This window comes from Capillimicrobium parvum (genome assembly GCF_021172045.1).
Taxonomy (GTDB): Bacteria; Actinomycetota; Thermoleophilia; order Solirubrobacterales; family Solirubrobacteraceae; genus Capillimicrobium; species Capillimicrobium parvum.
This window is the reverse complement of sequence record NZ_CP087164.1, coordinates 317,203-336,018: the sequence shown is the minus strand read 5'-3', so window position 1 is coordinate 336,018 and position 18,816 is coordinate 317,203. Positions and strand designations below refer to the sequence as shown.

The window sequence follows — 18,816 nt, the reverse complement described above, 5'->3', positions numbered from 1 at the left end:
CCGGTCATGGTCCGTGCGCGGTCACTGCTGGCCCGCTTCATGCCCCACGGGCCGTGGGACGTGGTGCGCCAGGTCGCCATCTTCGCGGCCGCCTACCTCGCCTACCGGCTGGTGCGCGGCGGCATCGACGGGCGCGCGGCGACCGCCTTCGAGAACGCGCGGTCGCTGATCGACATCGAGCGCGGCCTGCACGTCTTCGTCGAGCCGAGCGTCCAGGCCTGGGCGTCGGGCTCCGGGGTCATCACCGACGTGGCGAGCTGGATCTACCTGAACGCGCAGACGACCGTGTCGGTCTCGGCGCTCGTGTGGCTCTACCTGTTCCGCAACTCGTCGTTCTACTTCGTGCGCAACATGATGGTCGTCGCGATGGTGCTCGCCCTCATCGGCTACATCGTCTACCCGGCGGCGCCGCCGCGGATGTTCCCCGAATGGGGCTTCCAGGACTCGGTCGCGCACTTCACCGGCATCGACCCGGACCAGGCGAAGGTCAGCGCGCTGTTCAACCCGTACGCCGCGGTGCCGTCGATGCACGTCGCGTTCGCGCTGATGATCGGCTGGCCGCTGGCGAAGCTCGTGCGCTGGCGCGCGCTGCGGGTCTTCTGGTTCACGTACCCGTTCCTCGTCACGTTCGTGATCGTCGTGACCGCCAACCACTTCCTGGCCGACGCGGTCCTCGGCGCGATGGTCGCCGCCGTGTCCGCCTACTCGGCGGCCTGGCTGGCGCGCGCCCGGCCCGAGGCCTGGCGCTTCGGGCGGCGCTCGGCCGAGCTGACCGCGTAGCACTAGTACACCCATCCGCAAGTTCTTCGGGTCTCGGCGGCGCTCGCACGCGTCTGACGGCGGTCGCCGACCGCACACGTACCACCAGTATGCGAGCGGCCGGCGACCGCCCCCAGTCACGCACGATCATCCACCGAATACCTCGAAGAACTTCCGGACGGCTGCACTAGGCTCTCGACCCATGGCCAGCGACCGCCAGCCCACCCGGGAGCGCTTCGTCGCGCGCTCCGCGGAGCGGCGCGAGGTCGTGCGCACCCGGCTCATCGAGTCGCGCCTGACGCCCAACGCGATCTCGCTCACCGGCTTCGCCCTCAACGTCGTCGCCGCGGTGCTCGTCCTCGAGCGGCTGTACTTCCTCGCCGGCATCGCGTTCATCGTCGGGTCGGTGTGCGACACCCTCGACGGCCGCTACTCGCGGATGAGCGGCAAGGGCTCGCCGTTCGGCGCGTTCCTCGACTCGACGCTCGACCGCATCGAGGAGGGCGTCGTCCTCGCCGCGGTCGCCGTGATCTTCGCCCAGGACGGCAAGGACTGGGCCGCCGGGGCGGTCGTCATCGCCGTCCTCGCCTCGCTCATGGTCAGCTACACGCGCGCCCGGGCCGAGGCGCTCGGCGTCGACTGCAAGGTCGGCCTCGCGACGCGGCCGGTCCGCGTCGTGATCCTGTCCGCCGGCCTGATATTGGCCAAAGGTGCTTCACTGGTGGACGTCGAGCTCCTCGAGCCCGCCGTCTACGTGCTCGCGGCGCTCTCGGTCTTCACGGTCTTCCAGCGCATCTTCCACGTGCGGGCGGCCCTCAACGCGCCCGCTGCTCCGTAACACGGAGAGCATGGCGGGGTACGGATGACCGCGCCACATTCTTCACAGGAGGGTTACCACTTGACGAGCATCACCAACGGGGCCAGTCGGTACCAGTCGGAGAAGGTCCGCGTCGCCATCATCGGCGTCGGCAACTGCGCCTCGGCCTTCGTGCAGGGTGTCGAGTACTACAAGAACGCCGATCCCAACGAGCGCGTGCCGGGCCTCATGCACGTCGATCTCGGCGGCTACCACGTGGGCGACATCGAGTTCACGTGCGCCTTCGACATCAACGAGACGAAGGTCGGCAAGGATCTCGGCGAGGCCATCTGGGCCGACCCGAACAACACGATCAAGTTCGCCGAGGTGCCGGCCAAGCTGGGCGTCCCCGTCTACCGCGGGATGACGCATGACGGCCTGGGCAAGTACCTCAAGGAGAAGATCGTCAAGGCGCCCGGCGAGACCGCCGACATCGTCCAGATCCTCAAGGACACGCACACCGACGTCGTCGTGTCCTACCTGCCGGTCGGCTCCGAGCTCGCCACCAAGTGGTACGTCGAGCAGGTGCTCGAGGCGGGCTGCGGCTTCGTGAACTGCATCCCCGCGTTCATCGCCAGCGAGGACTACTGGGACAAGCGCTTCCAGAAGGCCGGCCTGCCGATCGTCGGCGACGACATCAAGTCGCAGGTCGGCGCGACGATCACCCACCGCGCGCTTGCGCGGCTGTTCCATGACCGCGGCGTGAAGATGCTGCACACCTCGCAGCTGAACGTCGGCGGCAACATGGACTTCTACAACATGCTCGAGCGCGAGCGCCTGGAATCCAAGAAGATCTCCAAGACGAACGCGGTGACCTCGATCATGGGCCACACGCTGCCCGCCGACGACGTCTACATCGGGCCGTCGGACTACGTGCCGTGGCTCACCGACCGCAAGTGGGCGCACATCCGCGTGGAGGGTCAGGCCTTCGGCGACGTGCCGCTCAACGTCGAGATGAAGCTCGAGGTCTGGGACTCGCCGAACTCGGCGGGGATCGTCATCGACGCCGTGCGCTGCTGCAAGCTGGCGCTCAACCACGGCCTCGGAGGCCAGATCGACGGCCCGAGCTCGTACCTCATGAAGTCGCCGAAGCACCAGCGTCCGGACGACGAGGCGCGCGAGGCGACCGAGGAGTTCATCAGCACCTACGCGGGCCTGCCCGGCACGGCGCCGGTCGCCGCGTCGGTCGACGCCGAGGCCGCGCAGAACTAAGGCGGTCTGTGGATGGGGAGCGCGGGCGCCGCGCTCCCCTCCCTATGCTGGCGCCGTGCCCGTGCCGCTCGCCATCGCCCAGGTCACGCCGTTCGCGTGGGAGTCGGGGCACGAGGTCAACGACTTCGTCGCCGCGACGTCGCGCGAGCTCGCCGCGCTCGGGCACCGCGTGCTGATCGTCGCCCCGAGCTTCGACAACGGCGCCGTGCGCGAGACGCGGACCGCCCTGCGCGCCGCGCGCGAGCACCCCGCGAGCCTGCTGCCCGACGGGGCCCCGCGCGTGCTGTCCGTCGGCGAGGCGCTCCCGGCGGGGGCGACGCGCCGGGCCGCCCTGCCCATCGACGTCTCGCGCACCGTCGAGGCGCTGCACGCGGCCGTGCCGCTCGACATCTGCCATGTCCACGAGCCGTTCGCGCCGTCCGTGGCGAGCACCGCGCTGCGCCACTCGCGCGCGCTGAACGTCGGCACGTTTCACCTGCCGACCGAGCGCGTGCTCAGCACGCAGGTGGCGCGCAAGCTCGTCGAGCGCATCTTCGGCCGGCTCGACGCGCGGACGGCGAGCTACTCGGAGACCGCCGCGCTGATGGAGCGCTGGTTCCCGGGGACCTACCGCGTCGTGATGCCCGGCGCAGACGCGGACGCGGCCGCCCGCGCGCCCGCCCGCCCGGCCCCCGCCACGCCGCGGATCGTCTTCGTCGACCGCGAGGAGCGCCCCGCCCTGCGAGCGTTCCTGCGCGGCCTGCGGTCCATGCCGCTCGACACGCCGTGGGAGGCGGTGGTGCTCAGCGAGCGCGGGCCGTCGTCCTCGACGCCCCTGCGCGCCGCCTTGCGCGAGCGGGTCCGCTTCTGCACGCCCTCGGAGGTCGGCGAGCAGGAGCTGATCGGGTCCGCCGACATCCTCGTCGCCGCGTCCGCGGGCGCCAGCCCGGCGCCCTCCCTGCTGCTGCGCGGGCGCGCCGCCGGTGCGCTGTGCGTCGCCAGCCGCCTGCCGGCCTACGAGGAGGTCCTCGACGACGGCGCCGCCGGCCTGCTCTTCGAGCCCGACGACACGGAGACGCTCGCCGCCCAGGTCCAGCGCCTGCTCGCCGACGCGCCGCTGCGCGAGCGCCTCGCCGCCGCGCCCGCGCCGCGCCCGTGGCGCGACGTCGCCGCCGACCTCGACGCGGTCTACGCCGAGCTCACCGGACGCCGCCACGACGGCCGCGGCAACGCGGAGGCCCGCGCACGACTGCGCAACCGCCGCTTCATCGACGTCGACCTGCACATGCACACCGACCACTCCGGCGACTGTGCCACGCCGGTCGAGGTGCTGCTCGCCACCGCGCGCGACCAGGGGCTCGGGGCGATCGCGGTGACCGACCACAACGAGATCTCGGGCGCCCTGGAGGCGCGCGAGAAGGCCGCCGAGTTCGGCGTCAAGGTCATCGTCGGCGAGGAGGTCAAGACGGCCAGCCAGGGCGAGGTCATCGGCCTGTTCCTCACCGAGAAGATCCCGCGCGGCCTGACGCTGCAGGAGACCGTCGCAGAGATCCGCCGCCAGGGCGGCCTCGTCTACGTGCCGCACCCCTTCGACCGCATGCACGCGGTGCCGGACTACGAGCACCTGCTGGCGATCGTCGACGAGGTCGACGCCATCGAGGTCTTCAACCCCCGCGTGGCCATCGGCGCGTTCAACGAGGAGGCCGAGCGCTTCGCGGCCAAGTACCGCATCGTCGCGGGCGCGGGCTCGGACTCGCACGTCGCGCCCGGCCTCGGCTCGGTGCGCATCCGGATGCGCGACTTCGACGGGCCGGAGGAGTTCCTCGAGTCCCTGCGCGAGGCCGACATCATCCGCACGCCGACGAGCCTGCTCTACGTGCAGGCGCTGAAGTTCCTCGAGACGAAGGCGACGCCCTCGGGCGCCCGAGCCGCCCGCCGCGCCCGCCGCGTCCGCCGCGCCACACGCAAGTCGTGATGCAGGCGCAGGGACCGCAGGGCGAGCCGGTGAATCTGACCCGCGACGCCATGCGGGCCACTGACGACCAGATCCGGGAGAAGTACCTCGAGCGCGCCATCCGCGAGCTCAACGCGCTGACGCGCGACCTGCAGTCCTGCGAGCACTGCCCGCGCGGCAACCTGATGCCGGTGCTCGGCTCGGGCCACCCCCAGGCCGACGTGATGCTGCTGAAGTTCTCGGCGACCCCGTCCGAGATCGAGGAGGGCGTCGCGTTCTACGGCCGGGCGGGGACGGCGCTCATGAAGTCGCTCAAGCGCCTGGACATCGACCCGCTCGCCGTCTACGGCACGCTCTGCGTGAAGTGCCCCGTGGGCGACCCGGCGCTGGCCGAGCCCGGCTGCGTCGCGAGGATCGTCGACGAGATCGCGATCGTCGCGCCGAAGATCGTCGTGGTCATGGGCGCCGACGCGCTCTCGGCCCTCAACGACGTCGCGCTGCCCCTGGCGCGCACGCTCGACCCGGCGCTCGGCACGATCCAGCAGCTCACGCCGTCGATGGAGGCGCTCTACGTGCCCAACATCGACGACGCGCTCGACGAGGAGGCCGCCAAGCGCGCCTTCTGGCAGGCCTTCCGCGTGCTCGGCGACTGGTACGCCGACCTGCCGCCGTACTGATCGTCGCGCGGCGGATCGCGCTACGGTCCCGGTCATGGACCTCGAAGAGCAAGAGGGCACCGAGACCGTCGGCGAGCGCTGCGAGGAGTGCGGCGCCAGGTTGACCGCGCAGGAGCTCGCCGTGGCGCTCGAGTCCGGCGGCCCGGCGCTGTGCACCGTGCACGCGACCGAAGCCGAGGCCCTGCCCGACGAACCGCCCGACGTGTAGGAGCCTCAGGGCAGCAGGACGATCTTGCCGAGCTTGCCGCCCGCGGTGAAGCGGTCGTAGGCGGCGGTGGCGTCGGCGAGCGCGAACGTCTCGGCGACGGGCACGCGCAGGCGTCCGGCGGCCACGGCGGGCAGCACCTCGCGCTCGACCGCCCGCGCGGTGAGCGCCTTCTCCTCGAGCGGCCGGGCGCGCAGCGTCGAGGCGCGCAGGGTCCCGCGCTTGCCCATCAGGGCCAGCAGGTTGACCTCGGCCTTGAACCCCGCGCCGACGCCGATGACGACGATCCGGCCGGCGGTGGCGAGCGCCTTGAGGTCGTCCGGCAGGTTCGGCGCGCCGACGAGCTCGAGGACGACGTCGAACGGGCCGTGCTCGGCGAAGCCGTCCGGGTCGATCGCGGCGCCGGCGCCGAGCTCCTCGACGGCCGCCCGCGCGTCCGGGTTGCGAACCGTCGCGGTCACGCGCGCGCCCGTCGCGGCGCCCAGCTGGACCGCGGCGGTGCCGACGCCGCCGGCGGCGCCGTGGACGAGCAGGCGCTCGCCGGGCCGCAGCGCGCCCTGGGTGAAGATCGCGTCGTGGGCGGTCGTGAAGACCTCGGGCAGGCCGCCGGCCTGCGGCCAGTCGAGGCCCTCGGGGACCGGCATGAGCTGGCGCTCGTGGACTGCCGCGAGCTCGGCGTGCCCTCCCCCGCCGACGATGCCCATCACGCGGTCGCCCTCGGAGAACCGGATCGCGCCGGGGCCGGTCGCGACGACCTCGCCGGCCAGCTCGAGGCCCGGGATGTCCGCGGGGGCGCCCGGCGGCGCCGGGTAGCCGCCCTTGCGCTGGAGCATGTCGGCGCCGTTGAGGCCCGCCGCGCGGACGCGGACGAGGACCTCGCCGGCGCCCGGCTGGGGATCGGGGTGCTCGGCGAGCTCGAGCACGCCGCCCTCGCGGATGGTCACCGCCTTCATGGCGGGGAGGTTAGACGGCCGGCCGCAGCCGGCGCCGGTCGAGCAGGACGATCGTCAGCGCGCCGATCGCGAACGCGAGCAGGTGCTCGGCGTTGGCCAGCGTCGAGGCGTCCGCCAGTCCGATGCCGAAGCCGGCCAGCGCGAGGAGGCCGACGAGCAGCGCGGTGCGCCGCCCCCCGCCCGCGGCGAGGGCGCCGAGCTCCCCGGCCATGACCGCGGAGATGCCGTAGTCCGGCTCGCGGACGTCCACGAGCGATGCGTCGACGAGCCACAGGACGCCGACGGCCGCGTAGGCCAGGAGCGCGGAGCCGAGGTGGGCGGCGATCGCGACCGCCCATAGCCGCAGAGCGCCGAAGCGCCAGAGCGCCAGGCCGAGGACCGCCGCCAGCACGGCTACCTGCACCGAGGCGAGGCCCTCGACGACGAGGCCGCTGCTGAGCATCGTCCACACGCGCCCGTGCGCGACCGCGTCCGGCGAGGCGGCCAGCAAGTGCCAGTCCGGCCGACCCGTCGCCTCGATCGCCGTGATCGCGGCGAGATACGCGAGCACGGAGACGACGCCGCCGAGGGTGATGGTCGGGGGCGGCCGCAACCGCGCCGGGGATATCTGTCCGGTGGAGGCCAGGCGGTCATTCTGGCGTTCGGTCGCCCTGGAACCGCAAGCCGCCTGACCCCGCACGGGGAGCGACTCGCGCGCTTCCCGGCCCAGCGCGCCGATCGCGCGCGAGCCGCGCGGGCGTCACTGGTGCACCATGGTCGCCCGCACGATCGAGCTGATTGGAGCGATCACTTCAGCGCGACCGGCGGGCCAGCTCCTCGAAGCGGTCGCGCTCGACGCGGACCTGAGCCAGCTCGCCGGCGAGCAGCTCGAAGCGCTCCTGCAGGCGCTGCTGGGCATCCCGGGCCAGCTCGAGCTCGAGCGACAGGCGCTCAGCGCGCGCGGGCGTCGCCGTCACCGGTGCGGCGGACGCCGAGGCCCGCTCCAGCTCGGCGCGCAGGCGCGCCGCCTCGAGCTCGGCCCCGACGCGGAGCTCCTCGAGACGCTCCAGCCAGGCGCGCAACGTCTCGGCATCCGACAGGCCGTCGAGCACGTCCGAGAGCGCCGCGTTGTCGGCGACCGCCTCGGCCGTGACGAGGACCGAGACGCCATGGGCGCCGTGCAGGTCGTACTGCTTCCAGGCGACGTCCGACTCGCGCACGAAGTCCTCGACCGCGGTGCGCACGCCGTTGCGCTCGCCGCCCGGGACGAGGGCGTTGCACAGGTGGGCGTCGAGCCCGTCGCCGGCGAGCTCCGCCTGCCCGGGCACCACGCCGCGGCGGGCGTACGGCTGGCGGTACGCGGCCGGGATCGCGTCCGGGTCGAGGTACTGGTCGCGCCGCGCCTGCGGCCCGTCGACGCCGTGGACGACGATCGTGGGCGGCCGCCGGTCGTGGGCGAGCGCGCGCTCCTCCGCGAGGCGCAGCGCCCGGCGGGTCGCGAACCAGTTGGGGTCGCCCTCCAGCAGCAGGAGGTCGAGCTCGCGGTCCTCGGGCAGCGCCCCGAGGCTCGGGCCAGGGGCGGAGGCGAAGCGGTCGCCGAACTCGCTGCGCAGCGCGTCGAGGTCCAGCCCGTGCTGCGGGGCGAGCACGCAGACGGTCGCGCCGAACGTCAGCAGGTCGCGCACGAGCTCCACGTCGCGGCCGCCCGCCAGCACGATCTCGCGGGCGCGCAGGGCGCGCGCGAGCGGCTCCAGGACCAGCGCCCAGAACGTGTGCAAGCCGACCGTCATGGCGCGATCACCCGCGTCCCTGCCTCTCTCCCCCGCGCATGCCCCAAGGGATCCTAGGCGCGAGGCGGTCGTCTCGCGCGCCGGCCGGTCTGGCGCGTCGCCGCTCGCCCCCGCGCCGGCCCTTCCTCGAGCCCGGCGGCGCCGAAGGTGGCTAGGCGCTCGCGACGGGGCCCGGCACCGACTGCACGACCTCGAACTCGAGCAGGCTCGAGCCGGTGGCCACGGCGCCGCCCTGCGCCGCGCCGGCCTGGGCATGGCCGCGCGTGAACGCAGAGCTCTCGACCCATGCGCGGAAGTGCTCCTCGGTCTCCCAGCGCGTGTAGACGAAGTAGCGCGACTCGCCCTCGACCGGGCGCAGCAGCTCGAAACCCATGAAGCCGGGCATCTGCTCGACCTCGGAGGCACGCTTGGCGAAGCGCTCCTCGAGGTGGGGTCCCATGCCCTCGGGGACCTCGATTGCGTTGATCTTCACGACGGCCATGCCGGGACCCTACTCAGGCCGTACGGTCGAGCACGGCGACGCACTCGATGTGGGGCGTCTGCGGGAACATGTCGACCGGCCGCACCCGGCGCAGCGCGTAGCCGGCCTCGGTGAGCTGGGCGGCGTTCGGCGCGAGCGTCGTCGGGTTGCAGGACACGTAGACGACGCGCTTGGGCCCCGCCTCGACGATCCGGCGAACGATCTTCTGCGAGAGGCCGGAGCGCGGGGGGTCGACGACGACCACGTCCGGCCGGCCGGCGCGCTCGACGAGCTCGCGCATGGACGTCCGCACGTCCCCGGCGAAGAAGCTCGCGTTCGTGACCTGGTTGGCGCGGGCGCTGGCGATCGCGTCGGCGACCGCCGCCTCGACGATCTCCACGCCCCACACCTCGCCGGCGCGCGGCGCCAGCGACAGCCCGATCGTGCCGATGCCGCAGAAGAGGTCGTAGACGCGCTCGAAGCCGGTCAGCGCCGCGTACTCGCGCGCGACGCCGTAGAGGCGCTCGGCCATCTCGGTGTTCGTCTGGAAGAACGCGTTCGGGGAGATCGCGAACGTCAGGCCGGACAGCTCCTCGGCCATCGTCGCGTCCCCCGCCAGGAGGTCGGTCTCGCCGCCCGTCGTCGTCTCGGCGAGGTCCTCGGTGCGTGTCCAGAACAGGCCGTCGCAGTCGACGGCGGAGATGAGCGAGTCGGCGTCGAGATCGCCGAACGCGGTGACGAGCCGGACCTGGAGCTCGCCGGTGCGCCGGCCCTCGCGGACGACGAGGTTGCGCAGCAGGCCCTCGTGGCTGCGGCGGTCGTGCGCCGACAGGCCCTCGGCGCGCGCCCAGTCGAGCACCTGGCGCCGGGCGGCGTTCGCCCGCTCGGAGACGAGCAGGCAGTCGTCCATCGGCGCGACGAGATCCCACCGGCCGGGCGGGTGAAAGCCGCAGTTCAGCGTTCCCGCCTCGTCGGTGCCGAAGGAGAACTCGACCTTGTTGCGGTAGCGCCACTGCTCGACGGCGGCGACGATCGGCTCGAGCTCGAAGCCGTCGAGCTTGCCGATGCGCCGCAGCGCGTCGTCGACCTGCTCCTGCTTGATCTCGAGCTGGCGTTCGTAGGCCAGCACCTGCCACGGCGCGCCCGGGTGGTCGGCGACGGGCGCGATGCGGTCCGGGCTGGGCTCGAGCACCTCCAGCGCGCGCGCCTCGCCGTAGTGGCGCTTGCGCTTGGTGACCACCGCGCTGACCCGGTCGCCGGGGATCGCTCCGGCGACGAACAGGACGTAGCCCTCGAGCCGCGCGACGCCGCGCCCGCCGTGGGCGAGCGCGTCGACGGTCAGCTCGAGCTCGGCGCCGAGGTCGGGACGGGTGCGGGTCGAGGCCTCCACCCGTCTGAGGCTAGCCGCGCCACGGCGCTTGGCGATCTGCGTCGCCCCAGGCGAAGCTCTTCGCCAAGCGGACGAGCGCCTCGATGTCCGCGCGCAGATCGTCGGTCTGCTTGCGCCCGGTCTGGACGAGCGCCTGGACGAGGTCCTCGGCGTCGTCGCGCGTCATGGGGCATGGGGACTCCTGGCGGCGGAACGGCCGCGAGCGTACCTCAGGAAGCGCTGACCAGAAGCTCCAGCAGCGCCTTCTGCGCATGCCGGCGGTTCTCGGCCTCGTCCCAGATGCGCTGGCGGTCGCCGTAGAGGACCTCGGCGCTGATCTCCTCGCCGGGATGCGCCGGCAGGCAGTGCAGCGCGATGGCGCCGGGCGCAGCGCGGTCGAGCAGCGCGTCGTCGATCCGATAGGGCGCGAGCGCGCTGCGGCGCTCGTCCGCGGTGGCCTCGTCGCCCATCGACACCCACACGTCGGTGTAGACCGCATTCGCCCCGGCCACGGCCTCGGCGGGATCCTCGACCAGCTCGGCTCCGGCGACCGGCTCGAGCCGGTAGCCGGGGGGCGAGGAGACGACGACCTGCACCCCGGCCAGCGCCCCGAGGATCGCCAGCGACCGCGCGACGTTGTTGCCGTCGCCGACGTACGCGAGCCGCAGGCCCTCCAGGCGGCCGAACGCCTCGCGCAGCGTGAGCAGGTCGGCCAGGGCCTGGCACGGATGGTGTCCGGCCGTGAGCATGTTGACGACCGGGACGCTCGCGTGGGCGGCGAGCTCGGCGAGCATCTCGTCCGGCCCCGTGCGCACCCCGATCGCCGCGACGTGCCGCGAGAGCACGAGCGCGGTGTCGCGCGGCGACTCGCCGCGGGAGAGCTGCATCTCGTCGGTGCGCAGGACCAGCGGGTGGCCGCCGAGCTCGAAGACCCCGGCCTCGAAGCTGACCCGGGTGCGCGTCGACGGCTTCTGGAAGACGAGCGCGACGGCACGGCCCTCCAGCGGCCGGGCGGCGAGCGGCGCGCGCTTCATCTCGAGCGCTCGGTCGATCAGCGCGGCGAGCTCCTCGGAGGACAGCTCGGCGCCGGTGAGGAAGTGGCGTGCCATGGAGAAGCGGGCAGCATACGACCCATGCGCGTGCTGACCTGGAACCTCTACCACGGCCGGGCTGTCCCGCCGGCGGGCCGCGACCTGCAGGACGCCTTCGCGGCGACGCTCAGCGGCTGGGCCTGGGACGTCGCGCTGCTGCAGGAGGTCCCGCCGTGGTGGCCGCCCGCCCTGCTCGGCACCGACCACGACACGGCGCTGACCTCCCGCAACAGCCTGCTGCCCGTGCGCCGGGCGCTCGCCCGCCGCTGGCCCGACGTCATGAGGTCCAGCGGCGGCGGCGCCAACGCGATCCTGGTGCGCCACGGGCGCATCGAGGCGCGTGCGAAGCGCCGGCTGCGCCTACGGCCCGAGCGGCGCGTCGTGCATGCGATCCGCTGGGAGGGGCTCTGGATCGCCAACCTCCACGCGCAGGTGCACTCCGACGAGCGAGCGCAGGCGGACATCGACCTCGCGGCGGAAAGCGTGCGCCGATGGGCGGGCGACGCGCCGGTCGTCCTCGGCGGCGACTTCAACGTGCGGCGGGTGCACGCGGCGGGGTTCGCGCACGCCGGCGGCCACGACGTCGACCACGTGCTCGTCCGGGGTCTGCAGCCGGACCGGGTCGAGGTGCCCGAGCGGGGGCATCTGTCGGATCACGCTCCCGTCATCGTCACACTGGAAAGGAATCCCGTCCTCGATGCGTCAGGGTAGGTGCAATGCGACGCTCTCTCGTACTACTCCTCGCCGCCGCGGCGCTCGTCGCGGCCGGCTGCGGCTCCAATGGCTCGAGCTCCACCTCGACCGGCTCGTCGGCGCCGGCCTCGACCGGCTCGTCCGGCTCGTCCGGCGGCGGCGGTGCGGTCACGGTCGACATGAAGAACATCCAGTTCGAGCCGAAGGACATCACGGTCAACCAGGGCCAGACCATCACCTGGAAGAACCTCGACACCGTCGACCACGACGTGGTCGCCCAATCCGGCGCCACCTTCAAGTCCGATCAGTTCGGCAACGGCGGGACGTTCAAGTTCACCGCGGACAAGGCCGGCAAGATCGATTACGTGTGCACGCTGCACCCGGGGATGACGGGGACGATCACCGTTCGGTGAGCCCCGCACCGGCCGCCGCGGTCACCCGCGCAGCCCGAACCCGCGCAGGAGCATGAGCGCACGCTCGCCCACCGTGCCCGGGCGCGGCAGCACCCCGAGCTGCGCCGCCGCCTCGTAGGCGTCGAAGAACGCCCGGACACGCCACAGCAGCGAGCCCTCCGGGTCGAGCTCGCAGTACAGGACGGCGTGCAGCGCGATCGCCCGCTTCGTCGCGGGCAGGCGCGCGAGGTCGCCGAGGTGCGTGCCGGCGAGGCGGATCGGCGCGGCGACGAAGCGGCCGTCGGTCAGCCGCTCGCCGGCCCGCTCGACCCGCGCGTCGGGGAACGCCTGCCACAGGACGGCGGCGTGGTCGGCGAGGGCGTCGAGGCCGTGGCGGGCGCCGTGCGTCAGCGGGTCCTCGTAGTGGACGTCGGGTGCGCAGCAGGAGGCGAACGCGGAGCGCTCGCGCCCCGACCAGGCCGAGCCGAACGCGTCGAGCAGGTCGTCGGCGGTCAAGCGCCCGGGTGCGGTTCGTCTCGTGAGCGTCGGCGCGAAAGGGCGTCAGGCGGTGCCGCCGGCCAAGGACGCAGCTCCGCAGGAATCCCACTGGGATCTCGAGTGGTCGAGCACGCCGGACGGCGGCGATCGACGGGCGTCATCTCGGGTCGGCGGTTGCGGGGCGGGCCGCAAGATCCGCGAGGCCGTCCATCGGCGACGACGCCTCGGCGTAGCGGCGGCGCGGGATGCGGCCCGCCTCGAGCGCGAGCCTTCCGGCATCGACCGCGCCGCGGATCGCGCGCGCCATGGCGATCGGGTCCTGCGCGCGTGAGATCGCGCTGGCGCACAGGACGCCGTCGCAGCCGTGCTCCATCGCGAGCGCGGCGTCGGACGCCGTGCCGACGCCGGCGTCGAGGATCACCGGCAGGTCGGTCTGCTCGCGGATGAGCGCGAGGTTGTACGGGTTGGCGATGCCCATGCCGGAGCCGATCGGCGAGCCGAGCGGCATCACCGCCGCGCAGCCGACGTCCTCCAAGCGGCGCGCGAGCACCGGGTCGTCGGTCGTGTAGGGCAGCACGACGAAGCCGTCGGCCACGAGCTGCTCGGCGGCGAGGACCAGCTCGACCGCGTCGGGCAGCAGCGTGCGCTCGTCGCCGATGACCTCGAGCTTGACCCAGTCGGTGCCGAACGCCTCGCGCGCCAGCCGCGCCGTGGTGACCGCGTCGCGCGCGGTGAAGCAGCCGGCGGTGTTCGGCAGCAGCTCGACGCCGGCCGCGTCGAGCACGTCGACGATCGAGCCGCGCGCCCCCGGATCGATGCGGCGCAGGGCGACGGTGACGAGCTCGGCCCCGCACGCCTCGATCGCCGCGGACAGCAGCTCGAGCGACGAGAAGCCGCCGGTGCCGAGGATGAGCCGGGAGCGCAGCTCGCGCCCGGCGATGGCGAACGGGCCGCGTGCCGCGGCGTCGGCGCGGGCGTTGGCGAGGTGCTGCGCAGCGTCGGCGCTCATCGCCTCATCCTCCCTGAACCGCGGTCACGATCTCCACCGCGGCGGCGTCGGCGCGCGCGTCGGCGAGGTGCTGCGCAGCGTCGGCGCTCATCGCCTCATCCTCCCTGAACCGCGGTCACGATCTCCACCGCAGCGCCCTCGGGCACCGCCGTGGCCTCCCAGGCCCCGCGCGGGACGACCTCGCCGTCGACCGCGACCGCGACGCCGCGCCCGCCGGCGGGGACGCCGAGCTCGGCCACCAGCGCGGCCACCGTCACGCCGCTGACCTCGCGCTCGCTGCCGTTGACGCGGATCATCCCGGCACCGCCTGGCCCGCGCGGTCGAAGCGCGCCGGATCGCAGTGGGCGACCGGCGGGCCGGGGTCCTCGCCGGCGAGCATCGCCGCCACCAGGTCGCCGGTCAGCGCGGACAGCAGGACGCCGTCGCGCCCATGGCCGGTCGCCAGCATCACGCCGTCGCGCTCTCCGAGCAGCGGCAGGGTGTCCGGCGTCGACGGCCGCAGGCCGGCGAGCGTCTCCTCGACGACCAGCTCCGAGATGCCCGGTACGAGCTCGCCCGCGTCGCGCAGCAGCTCGTAGACGCCGCCCGCGGTGACGGACGTGTCGAAGCCGCGCTCCTCGACCGTCGCGCCGAGGACGTAGCGCCCGTCGGCACGCGGGACGAGGTACGTGCTCGAGAAGCGCAGCGTGCGCGTGACGAGGCCGGGGCCGTCCGGGTCGCGCAGCCGGATGACCTGCCCCTTCAGCGGTCGCACCGGCACGTCGAGCAGCTCGCCCGACCAGGCGCCGGCGGCGAGGACGACGCGCGCCGCGGCCACCGTCTCGCCCGACTCGAGCGCGACGCCGTCGGGGCCGACCTCGGTGACGCGCTCGCCCGCGCGCACGGCGTCGCCGAGGACGGCGCGCAGGCCCGCGACCACCCGCCGGGGGTCGACGCTGTGGTCGTCGGCGACCTCCATCGCGGCACGCAGCGTCGGCGCCAGCGCGGGCTCCGCGCGGCGGGCGGCGCTCGGCAGCAGCGGGGTGACGGCGAGGCCGAGCTCCTCGCGGTAGCGGCGCTCGCGGTCGAGCGCCTCCGCCTCGTCGCGGTCACGCCCGAGCACGAGCGTGCCGGGGGTACGCAGGCCCGGGTCGATGCCCGACGCCTCGCCGAGCTCGCGGGCCGCCGACGGCCAGCGCGCGGCGGCGGCGAGGCCGAGCTCGACGGCGCGCTGGCCGGCGGGGCCGAACTGCGCCTCGGACGTGGGCGCGAGCATCCCGGCCGCGACGGGCCACGCCGTGCCGTCGTCCGCGCCGGCGTCGAGCACCGTCACGCGCAGCCCGCGCTCCCGGGCGCGCCACGCGACGAACAGCCCGACGATGCCGCCTCCGACGACGGCCACGTCCCATCTCACGTTGCTCGGTCCCGACAAAGCTGCTCCTCCCTTCGCCGGCATTACCCGGGTCAGGTACTGACGGTCGGCGACCTCGATGTCGCCCTCTCAGCCGATGAGGCTCCCGTTGATCCGAGTGTAGCCTCGGACGGGTGGACCGCCGTGCCCGGCTGCAGACCGCGCGCCTGTACCTGATCGCCTCCGACCGCCCGGGCGGGCGGCCGCTGGCCGACGTGCTCGGCCCGGCGCTCGAGGGCGGCGTCGACCTGTTCCAGCTGCGCTGCAAGGACGCCGCCGACGAAACGGTCCTCGCCGCGTCGGAGGTCGCCCGCGAGCTGTGCGCCGCCGCGGGCGCGCTGTTCTTCGTCAACGACCGCCCCGACCTCGCCGCCGCCGCCGGAGCCGACGGCGTCCACGTCGGCCAGGACGACATGCCGGTCTCCCGCGCCCGCCAGATCGTCGGCGCGGACCGGCTGGTCGGGCTGTCGACCCACGCGCCCGCCGAGGTCGACGCCGCCGATGCCGACCTCATCGGTGTCGGGCCGGTGCACGCGACCCCGACGAAGGCCGGGCGTCCCGCCGTCGGTCTCGAGCTCGTCCGCCACGCCGCCGCCCACGCCCGCGTGCCGTGGTTCGCGATCGGCGGCATCGACGAGGACAATGCCGCCGCCGTGATCGGCGCCGGAGCCGCGCGCATCTCGGTGGTGCGCGCGATCGCCGATGCGCCCGATCCGCGCGCCGCCGCCTATCGTCTGCGGCGGATGGTGGAAACGGTGGCGCTGCATCATGGGCCAGCGCACGCGGCGTAAGCGGCGGGGCGTCACCGCGCCCGCGCCCGCACCCGCGCCGGCTCGGCCCGCGCCCCCGCAGGAGCCCGCGGCGCGCGACCGCATGGAGGCCGGCTACGCCCGCGGCCGCGAGCGCGACGAGGCGATCCGCGCGGCGCTCGCGCCCCTGCCGCCCGGCGAGCGCACGACGTCCCTGAACGTGGCCGTCGCGGCGGCGATCCTGCTCGCCGTCCTCGTGATCGCCGGCGCGGCGACGAACGACGATCTCTCCGCCAGCGGCGGTTCGTGGATCGGGGCCGCGCTCATCGCCGGCGTCCTGCTGCTCGCCGCGTTCGGCATGTTCCGGACGCGCTACTGGGCGGTCATCGGCTTCGAGGCGTTCCTGGCCTTCCAGATCATCATGGCCACCATCGCCCTCGTCGTCGTGTCGAACTGGTGGGGCCTGCTGGTGTGCGTCGCCGTGATCGTCCTCAGCGGTTGGCTGGCGTGGAAGCTCATCCGCGTCATGGCCCGCATCCAGGCCTACGACCGGGGTCCGCGGACAGGCGGGCGAGAGGGCATCTCGTAGACTCCCGCGACGCCATGGCTGACTCCACCACGTTCGACACCATCGTCATCGGCTCGGGACCTGGCGGGTACGTCGCCGCGATCCGGGCCGCCCAACTCGGCATGAGGACCGCGGTGGTGGAGAAGGACACCATCGGCGGCCGCTGCCTGAACTACGCGTGCATCCCGGCGAAGGCGGTCCTGCGCGTCGCCGACGTGCTGCAGGAGGTTCGCGACGCCGACGAGTTCGGCATCAAGGTCGCCGAGCCCGAGATCGATTACGCGGCCGTGATGGCGCGGCGCGAGAAGGTCATCACGACGCTGACCGGCGGCGTTGCGGGCCTGATGAAGAAGAACAAGGTCGAGGTCGTCATGGGCGAGGCGCGCCTCGCCGGCCAGGGCAAGATCGCGGTCGGCGACCAGACGCTCGAGGCCAAGAACGTCATCCTCGCCACGGGCAGCCTGAAGAAGCCGATCCCGGGGGCGCAGTTCGGCGGCCGCGTGATCGGCACCGAGGAAGCCTGGGCGCTGTCGGAGCTGCCGCGGCGCATCGCGGTGGTCGGCGCCGGCGCGTCGGGCGCGGAGATCGCCTCGGCCTACGCGCGCCTCGGGGTCGAGGTGCTGCTGTTCGAGGCGCTGGACCGGGTGCTGCCGACCGAGGACGCAGACATCTCGAAGCTCGCCGAGCGCGGGCTGAAGAAGCAGGGGATGGAGATCTTCACCAAGACGTTCGTCGAGAACGTCCAGAAGGGCGCCGACAGCGTGACGTTCAGCTACGGCGACCAGCAGGGCGAGGTCGACTGGCTGATCATCGCCGCCGGCCGCGGGCCGGACATCGACGCGCTCGGCCTGTCGGAGGCCGGCGTCGAGCTCGACGAGCGCGGGCTGCTGAAGGTCGACGGCGCACTGCGCACCACGGCCTCGGGCATCTGGGCGATCGGCGACCTGGTGCCCGGCCCGGCGCTCGCGCACAAGGCGTCCGACGAGGGCATCATCGCCGTGGAGGACGCCGCCGGCCAGGCGACGCACCCGATCGAGTACATCGACATCCCCCGGGCCACGTTCTGCACGCCGAACGTCGCGAGCTTCGGCCTGACCGAGCAGCAGGCGCGCGACGCCGGCCACGACGTCGTCGTCGGCAAGGTCCAGTACGGCGCGGTCGGCGCGGGCACCGTCTACGGCGACCGCACCGGCCTCGTCAAGATCGTCGGAGACCGCAAGTACGGCGAGCTGCTGGGCGGCCACATCGTCGGCTCGAAGTCGACGGAGCTCATCCAGGAGCTCGTCAACGTGCGCGCGCTGGAGGGCGGCTATCCCGAGGTCGCCCGCATGGTCCACGGCCATCCGACGATGTCGGAGGCGGTCATGGAGGCCGCGCGTGCCGCTGACGGTTGGCTCGTCCACGGCTGAGCCGGCGCACCCGCGCTTTCTCTTCGACCTCGCGTCACCGTCCTGCTGGCTGGTCGCCGAGCGGATCCTGCAGGTGATGCCGGTGGCCACCGAGTGGGTGCCGGTGCACGTCGCAAGCGGACCGACCGAGGGTGACGGCTTCCGCTGCGCCGCCGAGCAGGACATCTGGCGCGAGGGCATCGAGTGGCGGGCGGCCGAGCTCGGCCTGCAGCCGGTGCGCTGGCCGCCGGAGGTCCCGTTCGACTCGGCGTTCGCGATGCGGGCCGCGACCTACGCGAAGGTCACCGGGCGGACGGTCGCGTTCGCCCTGGCGGCGTTTCGCCAGGCGTGGTGCGGCGGACGGTCCCTGGGCGACGAGCAGTCGGTCCTCATCGCCGCGGCGGCGTGCGAGCTGCACCCGCGCGCGGTGCTCAAGGGCGCGGAGCTGCGCTCCACGCGCACCGCGCTCGCCCGGGCGAGCGACGGCGTGACCACCGTGCCCGCGATCGTGCTCGCCGGCGGCGAGTCGTTCACCGGCGAAGACGCGCCCGAGCGCGCCGCCGCGGCGCTTCAGGTGGCGCGGTGAGGGCGAACCGCCGGCTGCGGCTCCTGCACGGGCGGGGCAGCCGGATGCCGGCCTGGCTCGCCGGGCCCGGCCGCATCGACCGGCTGGAGATCGTCGACATCGAGACCGTCGAGACGGTCCTGTTCTGGGACCGCGAGGCGCGCGAGGCGACCCGCATGGCCCGCATGCTGCACGCCGACCTCGCCCAGCTGGAGGTCGAGGACTTCCTCGCGAAGTGGTCGGCGATCGCGCCCGAGGAGAGCTGACGGGCCGCCGCGAC

24 protein-coding genes and 1 riboswitch are annotated in these 18,816 nt (G+C 73.7%); of the genes, 13 read left to right on the top strand and 11 right to left on the bottom strand.

Annotated elements, in window-relative coordinates; all coding sequences use genetic code 11:
* Positions 1–6 precede the first annotated feature (6 nt).
* From DSM104329_RS01615 to DSM104329_RS01590, 6 genes are all read left to right on the top strand, one after another.
* Positions 7–780 carry a phosphatase PAP2 family protein gene (locus DSM104329_RS01615; protein WP_259313646.1) on the top strand — a complete coding sequence of 258 codons (774 nt, stop codon included), beginning with the start codon at positions 7–9 and terminating at the stop codon, positions 778–780.
* A 181-nt stretch (positions 781–961) separates the two neighbouring features.
* The gene (locus DSM104329_RS01610; protein ID WP_259313645.1) at positions 962–1,597 is read left to right on the top strand and encodes a CDP-alcohol phosphatidyltransferase family protein; all 636 of its coding nucleotides are present in this window, start codon (positions 962–964) and stop codon (positions 1,595–1,597) included.
* A gap of 60 nt (positions 1,598–1,657) precedes the next feature.
* Positions 1,658–2,827, top strand: coding sequence for an inositol-3-phosphate synthase (locus tag DSM104329_RS01605; protein WP_259313644.1), 1,170 nt, complete (start codon positions 1,658–1,660; stop codon positions 2,825–2,827).
* Positions 2,828–2,882: 55 nt separating this feature from the next.
* On the top strand, positions 2,883–4,781 hold the full coding sequence (locus tag DSM104329_RS01600; protein ID WP_259313643.1) for a CehA/McbA family metallohydrolase: 1,899 nt from the start codon (positions 2,883–2,885) through the stop codon (positions 4,779–4,781).
* A gap of 50 nt (positions 4,782–4,831) precedes the next feature.
* On the top strand, positions 4,832–5,437 hold the full coding sequence (locus DSM104329_RS01595; protein WP_259313642.1) for a uracil-DNA glycosylase family protein: 606 nt from the start codon (positions 4,832–4,834) through the stop codon (positions 5,435–5,437).
* Positions 5,438–5,471: 34 nt separating this feature from the next.
* Complete coding sequence (locus DSM104329_RS01590; protein ID WP_259313641.1) at positions 5,472–5,645, top strand: hypothetical protein; 174 nt, start codon at positions 5,472–5,474, stop codon at positions 5,643–5,645.
* 5 nt (positions 5,646–5,650) lie between these two features.
* On the opposite strand, the gene DSM104329_RS01585 is transcribed toward DSM104329_RS01590, so the two are convergent.
* From DSM104329_RS01585 to argF, 7 genes are all read right to left on the bottom strand, one after another.
* A complete protein-coding gene (locus DSM104329_RS01585; protein ID WP_259313640.1) occupies positions 5,651–6,595 on the bottom strand; it encodes an NAD(P)H-quinone oxidoreductase in 945 nt (314 codons plus the stop codon).
* A 10-nt stretch (positions 6,596–6,605) separates the two neighbouring features.
* Positions 6,606–7,187 (bottom strand): hypothetical protein, encoded by a 582-nt coding sequence (locus tag DSM104329_RS01580; RefSeq protein WP_259313639.1) that lies wholly within the window; start codon positions 7,185–7,187, stop codon positions 6,606–6,608.
* A 199-nt stretch (positions 7,188–7,386) separates the two neighbouring features.
* Positions 7,387–8,364: a BAR domain-containing protein gene (locus tag DSM104329_RS01575; RefSeq protein WP_259313638.1), complete on the bottom strand. Its 978-nt coding sequence runs from the start codon at positions 8,362–8,364 to the stop codon at positions 7,387–7,389.
* 151 nt (positions 8,365–8,515) lie between these two features.
* Positions 8,516–8,845, bottom strand: a complete 330-nt coding sequence (locus DSM104329_RS01570) for an antibiotic biosynthesis monooxygenase family protein (protein WP_259313637.1) — start codon at positions 8,843–8,845, stop codon at positions 8,516–8,518.
* A 13-nt stretch (positions 8,846–8,858) separates the two neighbouring features.
* Entirely contained in the window at positions 8,859–10,214 is a 1,356-nt protein-coding gene (rlmD, locus tag DSM104329_RS01565; protein WP_259313636.1) for a 23S rRNA (uracil(1939)-C(5))-methyltransferase RlmD, read from the bottom strand.
* 10 nt (positions 10,215–10,224) lie between these two features.
* On the bottom strand, positions 10,225–10,380 hold the full coding sequence (locus DSM104329_RS01560) for a hypothetical protein (RefSeq protein ID WP_259313635.1): 156 nt from the start codon (positions 10,378–10,380) through the stop codon (positions 10,225–10,227).
* A gap of 43 nt (positions 10,381–10,423) precedes the next feature.
* Positions 10,424–11,302 carry an ornithine carbamoyltransferase gene (argF, locus tag DSM104329_RS01555; RefSeq protein WP_259313634.1) on the bottom strand — a complete coding sequence of 293 codons (879 nt, stop codon included), beginning with the start codon at positions 11,300–11,302 and terminating at the stop codon, positions 10,424–10,426.
* A 24-nt stretch (positions 11,303–11,326) separates the two neighbouring features.
* Between argF and DSM104329_RS01550 the strand changes: the two genes are divergently transcribed.
* Both DSM104329_RS01550 and DSM104329_RS01545 read left to right on the top strand, forming a co-directional pair.
* On the top strand, positions 11,327–11,995 hold the full coding sequence (locus DSM104329_RS01550) for an endonuclease/exonuclease/phosphatase family protein (RefSeq protein WP_259313633.1): 669 nt from the start codon (positions 11,327–11,329) through the stop codon (positions 11,993–11,995).
* A 5-nt stretch (positions 11,996–12,000) separates the two neighbouring features.
* Positions 12,001–12,390 (top strand): cupredoxin domain-containing protein, encoded by a 390-nt coding sequence (locus DSM104329_RS01545; protein WP_259313632.1) that lies wholly within the window; start codon positions 12,001–12,003, stop codon positions 12,388–12,390.
* Positions 12,391–12,411: 21 nt separating this feature from the next.
* Here the strand turns inward: DSM104329_RS01545 and DSM104329_RS01540 are convergent, their stop codons facing one another.
* The 4 genes from DSM104329_RS01540 to thiO form a co-directional block, all read right to left on the bottom strand.
* On the bottom strand, positions 12,412–12,885 hold the full coding sequence (locus tag DSM104329_RS01540; RefSeq protein ID WP_259313631.1) for an ester cyclase: 474 nt from the start codon (positions 12,883–12,885) through the stop codon (positions 12,412–12,414).
* 139 nt (positions 12,886–13,024) lie between these two features.
* The gene (locus DSM104329_RS01535; protein ID WP_259313630.1) at positions 13,025–13,876 is read right to left on the bottom strand and encodes a thiazole synthase; all 852 of its coding nucleotides are present in this window, start codon (positions 13,874–13,876) and stop codon (positions 13,025–13,027) included.
* A gap of 95 nt (positions 13,877–13,971) precedes the next feature.
* Entirely contained in the window at positions 13,972–14,172 is a 201-nt protein-coding gene (thiS, locus tag DSM104329_RS01530) for a sulfur carrier protein ThiS (protein WP_259313629.1), read from the bottom strand.
* Entirely contained in the window at positions 14,169–15,257 is a 1,089-nt protein-coding gene (thiO, locus tag DSM104329_RS01525; RefSeq protein WP_259313628.1) for a glycine oxidase ThiO, read from the bottom strand. Before thiO ends, thiS begins: the two co-directional genes overlap by 4 nt.
* A gap of 22 nt (positions 15,258–15,279) precedes the next feature.
* A riboswitch (TPP riboswitch) is annotated at positions 15,280–15,386 on the bottom strand.
* A gap of 14 nt (positions 15,387–15,400) precedes the next feature.
* Between thiO and thiE the strand changes: the two genes are divergently transcribed.
* From thiE to DSM104329_RS01500, 5 genes are read left to right on the top strand one after another with little or no spacing between them, the layout of a single operon-like run.
* Positions 15,401–16,057: a thiamine phosphate synthase gene (thiE, locus tag DSM104329_RS01520; RefSeq protein WP_259313627.1), complete on the top strand. Its 657-nt coding sequence runs from the start codon at positions 15,401–15,403 to the stop codon at positions 16,055–16,057.
* Positions 16,035–16,604 (top strand): hypothetical protein, encoded by a 570-nt coding sequence (locus DSM104329_RS01515; protein ID WP_259313626.1) that lies wholly within the window; start codon positions 16,035–16,037, stop codon positions 16,602–16,604. Before thiE ends, DSM104329_RS01515 begins: the two co-directional genes overlap by 23 nt.
* Before the next feature lie 14 nt (positions 16,605–16,618).
* A complete protein-coding gene (gene lpdA, locus DSM104329_RS01510) occupies positions 16,619–17,992 on the top strand; it encodes a dihydrolipoyl dehydrogenase (RefSeq protein WP_259313625.1) in 1,374 nt (457 codons plus the stop codon).
* Complete coding sequence (locus DSM104329_RS01505) at positions 17,961–18,557, top strand: DsbA family protein (protein WP_259313624.1); 597 nt, start codon at positions 17,961–17,963, stop codon at positions 18,555–18,557. The genes lpdA and DSM104329_RS01505 overlap by 32 nt, the downstream gene beginning before the upstream one ends.
* Positions 18,554–18,802 (top strand): hypothetical protein, encoded by a 249-nt coding sequence (locus DSM104329_RS01500; RefSeq protein WP_259313623.1) that lies wholly within the window; start codon positions 18,554–18,556, stop codon positions 18,800–18,802. The genes DSM104329_RS01505 and DSM104329_RS01500 overlap by 4 nt, the downstream gene beginning before the upstream one ends.
* Positions 18,803–18,816 lie beyond the last annotated feature (14 nt).

Bases quoted from the DNA above. Each gene is read 5' to 3' on its own strand.
- DSM104329_RS01550 (WP_259313633.1), top strand. From the start codon at position 11,327: ATGCGCGTGCTGACCTGGAACCTCTACCACGGCCGGGCTGTCCCGCCG.
- lpdA (WP_259313625.1), top strand. From the start codon at position 16,619: ATGGCTGACTCCACCACGTTCGACACCATCGTCATCGGCTCGGGACCT.
- DSM104329_RS01515 (WP_259313626.1), top strand. From the start codon at position 16,035: ATGGGCCAGCGCACGCGGCGTAAGCGGCGGGGCGTCACCGCGCCCGCG.
- DSM104329_RS01560 (WP_259313635.1), bottom strand. From the start codon at position 10,380: ATGACGCGCGACGACGCCGAGGACCTCGTCCAGGCGCTCGTCCAGACC.
- argF (WP_259313634.1), bottom strand. From the start codon at position 11,302: ATGGCACGCCACTTCCTCACCGGCGCCGAGCTGTCCTCCGAGGAGCTC.
- DSM104329_RS01590 (WP_259313641.1), top strand. From the start codon at position 5,472: ATGGACCTCGAAGAGCAAGAGGGCACCGAGACCGTCGGCGAGCGCTGC.
- DSM104329_RS01575 (WP_259313638.1), bottom strand. From the start codon at position 8,364: ATGACGGTCGGCTTGCACACGTTCTGGGCGCTGGTCCTGGAGCCGCTC.
- DSM104329_RS01615 (WP_259313646.1), top strand. From the start codon at position 7: ATGGTCCGTGCGCGGTCACTGCTGGCCCGCTTCATGCCCCACGGGCCG.
- DSM104329_RS01610 (WP_259313645.1), top strand. From the start codon at position 962: ATGGCCAGCGACCGCCAGCCCACCCGGGAGCGCTTCGTCGCGCGCTCC.
- DSM104329_RS01535 (WP_259313630.1), bottom strand. From the start codon at position 13,876: ATGAGCGCCGACGCTGCGCAGCACCTCGCCAACGCCCGCGCCGACGCC.
- DSM104329_RS01545 (WP_259313632.1), top strand. From the start codon at position 12,001: ATGCGACGCTCTCTCGTACTACTCCTCGCCGCCGCGGCGCTCGTCGCG.
- DSM104329_RS01570 (WP_259313637.1), bottom strand. From the start codon at position 8,845: ATGGCCGTCGTGAAGATCAACGCAATCGAGGTCCCCGAGGGCATGGGA.
- DSM104329_RS01585 (WP_259313640.1), bottom strand. From the start codon at position 6,595: ATGAAGGCGGTGACCATCCGCGAGGGCGGCGTGCTCGAGCTCGCCGAG.
- thiS (WP_259313629.1), bottom strand. From the start codon at position 14,172: ATGATCCGCGTCAACGGCAGCGAGCGCGAGGTCAGCGGCGTGACGGTG.
- DSM104329_RS01595 (WP_259313642.1), top strand. From the start codon at position 4,832: ATGCGGGCCACTGACGACCAGATCCGGGAGAAGTACCTCGAGCGCGCC.